The 4,519-nt window shown below is 29.6% G+C and carries 5 protein-coding genes; all 5 read right to left on the minus strand.

Features of this window, described 5'->3' with window-relative positions; all coding sequences use genetic code 11:
• Positions 1 to 40: 40 nt before the first annotated feature.
• A complete protein-coding gene (locus L8D11_RS03595) occupies positions 41 to 757 on the minus strand; it encodes a retropepsin-like aspartic protease family protein (RefSeq protein ID WP_236870308.1) in 717 nt (238 codons plus the stop codon).
• Positions 747 to 1,127 carry a dihydroneopterin aldolase gene (locus L8D11_RS03600; RefSeq protein WP_236870309.1) on the minus strand — a complete coding sequence of 127 codons (381 nt, stop codon included), beginning with the start codon at positions 1,125 to 1,127 and terminating at the stop codon, positions 747 to 749. The genes L8D11_RS03595 and L8D11_RS03600 overlap by 11 nt, the downstream gene beginning before the upstream one ends.
• Positions 1,111 to 1,965 carry a rod shape-determining protein MreC gene (gene mreC, locus L8D11_RS03605; protein WP_236870310.1) on the minus strand — a complete coding sequence of 285 codons (855 nt, stop codon included), beginning with the start codon at positions 1,963 to 1,965 and terminating at the stop codon, positions 1,111 to 1,113. Before mreC ends, L8D11_RS03600 begins: the two co-directional genes overlap by 17 nt.
• Positions 1,958 to 2,890 (minus strand): lipoyl synthase, encoded by a 933-nt coding sequence (gene lipA / locus L8D11_RS03610; RefSeq protein ID WP_236870311.1) that lies wholly within the window; start codon positions 2,888 to 2,890, stop codon positions 1,958 to 1,960. The genes mreC and lipA overlap by 8 nt, the downstream gene beginning before the upstream one ends.
• A gap of 170 nt (positions 2,891 to 3,060) precedes the next feature.
• Positions 3,061 to 4,519 (minus strand): ABC transporter ATP-binding protein (locus L8D11_RS03615; RefSeq protein WP_236870312.1); only part of this gene is annotated, 1,459 nt, incomplete at its 5' end.

Genomic DNA, 4,519 nt, shown 5'->3' on the forward strand with positions numbered 1-4,519 from the left:
TTCTTGAATTCCTATTATTCTATCAGCTTTTATACCAAACTTATCGTTCTTCTTTATATGAATCTAATTTTTTAAATCCATTTATTGCATATCTTCCTTGCTTTGCATTTATGCAACGGCCTTTATTCAGAAAACTCATTCCTAATAACGATTTTTCCAACCCATCATCACTACCAACTGATGCGCTAACATCATTTACTATAATATCATTGATCTGAATATAATCTAATTTTATTGGTGCAGATAATGTCATACCATTTGCTGTAGAAACTTTTTGACTATAGTTAAGCTTATTTAAGTTAATTCCTAATTTTTCTGCATCACTTCTTGTTAATGAAACTGTTGTAGCCCCTGTATCAATTAAAAAATCAATTCTAAACCCTTGAATTATTGCGCTAACATAATAATGTCCGTACTGATTAGCGTAGATAATAACTTGCTTATCTCCTGCAGTTATGTAATTTCCAGGGATAAGATTTGCGTATACTTTATTATAAACTTTTCTTATATCGCTTTTATAGCTAAACCCTATTAATAATACTCCGATAATTAAAACCCAAGCTCCAGCAGATTTAAGCAGTTGTTTAAATGGCGCTTTAGAATTAAAAATACTAACTATTAGTGCACTTATGACTAGCACAGAGTAAACCACATTCATTAGTTTTTCATTTTTAAATGAAATTGGTCCAGTATATTGTTTTAAAAAAAATATTAATATAAACGCAATTACTGCAATAACTATAAATCTATTTTTCATAATTATTTGTGTTGTTAGTAAATATAAATTTAACGCCGCCCTTTAAATTTTCAATAACTGGAAATTTCCTCACCTCGAATTGAAAATAATTGGGCTCTATTATTTCATATAATAAATTGTATACTTGGTGACAAAGATATTCAATCGTTGAAAATACCTTATCATTAAGCAATTTCAATTTATCACATATGTTATGATAACATAAAGTGTCGTTAATATTGTCATTTATCGTGGCTCTAGGCAAACTTTTAAAATTAATCATAATAGACACGAATATTTTCTGTTTCAACTCTCTTTCTTGCGCACTTATTCCTATATGAACACTTAACTCGTAATCTATAATGCTAAGTTGGCTATTTCCTTTTTGCATTAGCAAAATTTTCTTCTAATTTTAAAATGCTAACCAACCTCATGGTATTGCTACAATTGGAGCATATTTCAACAAAAATTTCACCATTAATCTTCTTTGTTTTTCCAACGTATATTCCATATGGCATATAACCACCCTCTCCAGAAGTAATCACAGTTTTTCCATCCTCAATATTTGTGCCTTGGGGTAAATAAAACAATTTTAGATAATTTTCTTTGTTTTCACCGCTCGCAATTCCGCTATATTCAGTCCCTAATACCAAAATGGGAATTTTTGAATTTTTACTAGTGATCAATTGTATATTTGAAGATTGTTCATTCACTTTTATTACTCTTCCAATTAGTCTATCACTATCTACAATTGCATTTCCCTTATTTACACCATTCTTAGAACCAATATTTAACAAATATTGCCTTTCAAATCCATCGTATGATTCAATAACCGCCCTTCCTGTTATCTTGGAAAATTGTAGATTATCTTGAAAATTAACTAAACGTCGTAAATCATTATTTTCTGCTTCTATTAATTTCAAATTTTTGACTTGTTCCTTTAATCTTTCATTTTCTACATACACGTCTTTGTTAATTGACATCAATAATATATAATTTTTTGCCTCTAAATAAGAGTTTTGCACTAAAAATAATGGATAAGAGATGGCAGAATAAGTTATAGAAGACAAATCATGAAACTTGCTATGTATGAATTTAAATTTCACCATATCTACAGTTATCAACAAAAATGCCAAAAATAATGTAATCGCCTTAATCTTTTGTCTTAATTTTTTCTTTCCTATAAAAAATAACTTAAATCCTTTGGTACTATCTCTACTTTTAATCATCAATATTCATAATTTTTAATTTTACAAAATCCTCCTCTGCGTGATAGGACGATCTAGTTAATGGAGTCGCAGAAACCATGTGAAAACCTTTCACTTTTGCCATCCTTTCATAGTAATCAAACTCATCTGGTTCAACATACCTTTCCACCTTAGCATGACTTGGAGTAGGTTGCAAATACTGTCCTATAGTTAAGAAATCAACTTTAGCTGATCGCAAATCATCCATTACTTGAAAAATTTCATCATTAGTTTCACCAAGACCCACCATCATGCCAGATTTAGTAAATATATTTTTATCCAAATTTTTAACATTACTTAGAAGATTTAAGGAATTAAAATATCTTGAGCCTGGCCTAATTCTTGAATATAGAGATGGAACTGTTTCTATATTATGATTAAACACATCAGGCTTTGCATCTACAATAATTTTATATGCATCACCCTTTCTCAAAAAATCTGGAGTAAGAACCTCAATACTTGTATTAGGACACTTTTTTCTAATTTCTAAAATGCACTGTGCAAAGTGATTAGCACCACCATCTTCTAAATCGTCTCTATCAACAGATGTTATGACAACGTGCTTTAATTCTAATTCAGCAACAGACCTGGCAATTTTTTCTGGTTCATGTGGATCAAGTTTATCAGGTATTCCCGTCTTGATATTGCAAAACCTACATGCTCTAGTACAAACACTTCCTAAAATAATAAACGTTGCATGCTTCTTATTCCAGCATTCACCAATATTAGGACATGCAGCCTCTTCACAAACTGTATTTAAGGATTTTTCTTTTACAATTTGCTTTGTTTTTTCAAAAACTTTTCCAGTGGGAGCTTTAACTCTAAGCCAATTAGGTTTTTTTAAAGAAGTATTAGGTTGCTTTTGCACATCTTGAGCAGAGGATGATGTTTTAACTGGTATACTCATAAATTTTTAGTTTGTCTAAAATATGGTTCCTTTAGTGCATATTATTATTTGTAAGAGCTAAACTGTTTACATTATAATATCTACTGATTTTATATATCAAAGTATAGTAAAAAACTAGTGAAAGATATCACGAAATAATACTTATTTCATCTCTGTCAAATAAAGTCATTTTAATTCATAAGATCAACTTGACTGTTAACTAAGGTATAATAAAACCCTTTTTTATCCATCAATTCCTGATGCGTTCCTTGTTCTATTAATCTGCCCTTATCTAAAACTAATATTCTGTCAGAATTAACAACTGTTGATAATCTATGAGCTACAGTAATGGTTATTTTACCTTTTGAGATATTATGTATTGCCTCTTGAATAAGTTTTTCATTCTTGTAGTCAAGGGCCGATGTTGCTTCATCTAATAGTAAAATTGCAGGATTTTTCAAAATTGCTCTTGCAAGAGCAACTCGTTGTTTTTGACCACCAGAAAGTCTTATTCCCTTTTGACCAATAAATGTGTTATATCCTTTGGATAGATTATTTGCAAATTCATCGACTGCTGCCAATTTTGCAGCTTGAATTACTTGATTATAGTTTGAGTTAAAATTTCCAAATAATATATTTTCATAAATTGTTGATGAAAAAATAACAGGATCTTGTGGAATATAAGCTATCTTATCCCTTAAGCTATTTATATTTATGTTTTTAATTGAATACTCATTGAATAAAATGTCACCTGAGTTTATATCATAAAATCTGATGATCAATTCAAGGATGGTTGATTTTCCCGCTCCAGATTTACCAACTATTGCAACTTTTTCATTTTTGTTAATTTTAAAATTTAAATTATCCAACACTAAAGTGCTCTTTTTAGATGGATAAGAAAAATTTACATCCTTTAAATAAAGTGATTGTATTATTTCCTTATCAATGTTTATTGTATTTTCTGAATTTCTAATTTCAGAGCGTAAATTTAAAAATTCAGCTGCTCGTTCACAAGCAGTAGCAGATTTCATAATTTCACCAAAAGTTTCAGAGAGACCAGCAATAGAGCCAGCACATATAACAGCGAGAAAGATGAAAGATGATAATTCGCCTATAGTCATTTTACCACTGACTACGTCATAACCTCCATACCATAAAATTAAGCCTACTCCACAAAACACAAGGAAAATTACTACAAAAATCAATGCTGATTTAGATTTAGCTAGATTCATGGATGTTTGTAGAGTCGATTTTAAAGAAGAGTCATACCTTTTTCTTGTATGTTCTTCAGCAGAGTATGATTGAATTGTTTTGATTGAATTGATAGATTCTTCTGATAAAGAGGTAAGTATTCCCTGTTGTTCTTGATTTTTCCTAGATAATTTTTTGATTTTTTTTCCAAAGATTATTATCGGGATTATAATTACAGGAATTAAAATTACGATGAAGAGAGTTAACTTTGAACTCATTGCTATTAACATTGCAAGTCCACCTAAAAACATAATTAAATTTCTCAGTGCAACTGAAATATTGCTGCCAATTAAATTTTGAATTATTTGAGTATCATTTTGAATTTGAGATATTAAATTCCCCGGTTTCTCAGTTTCAAAAAAACTTGGTGATAAAGTAAGTAAATGACCAAATAGATCT

Origin of the sequence: Candidatus Bandiella numerosa, from assembly GCF_021811875.1 — a bacterium.
Taxonomy (GTDB): domain Bacteria; phylum Pseudomonadota; class Alphaproteobacteria; order Rickettsiales; family Midichloriaceae; genus Aquirickettsia; species Aquirickettsia numerosa_A.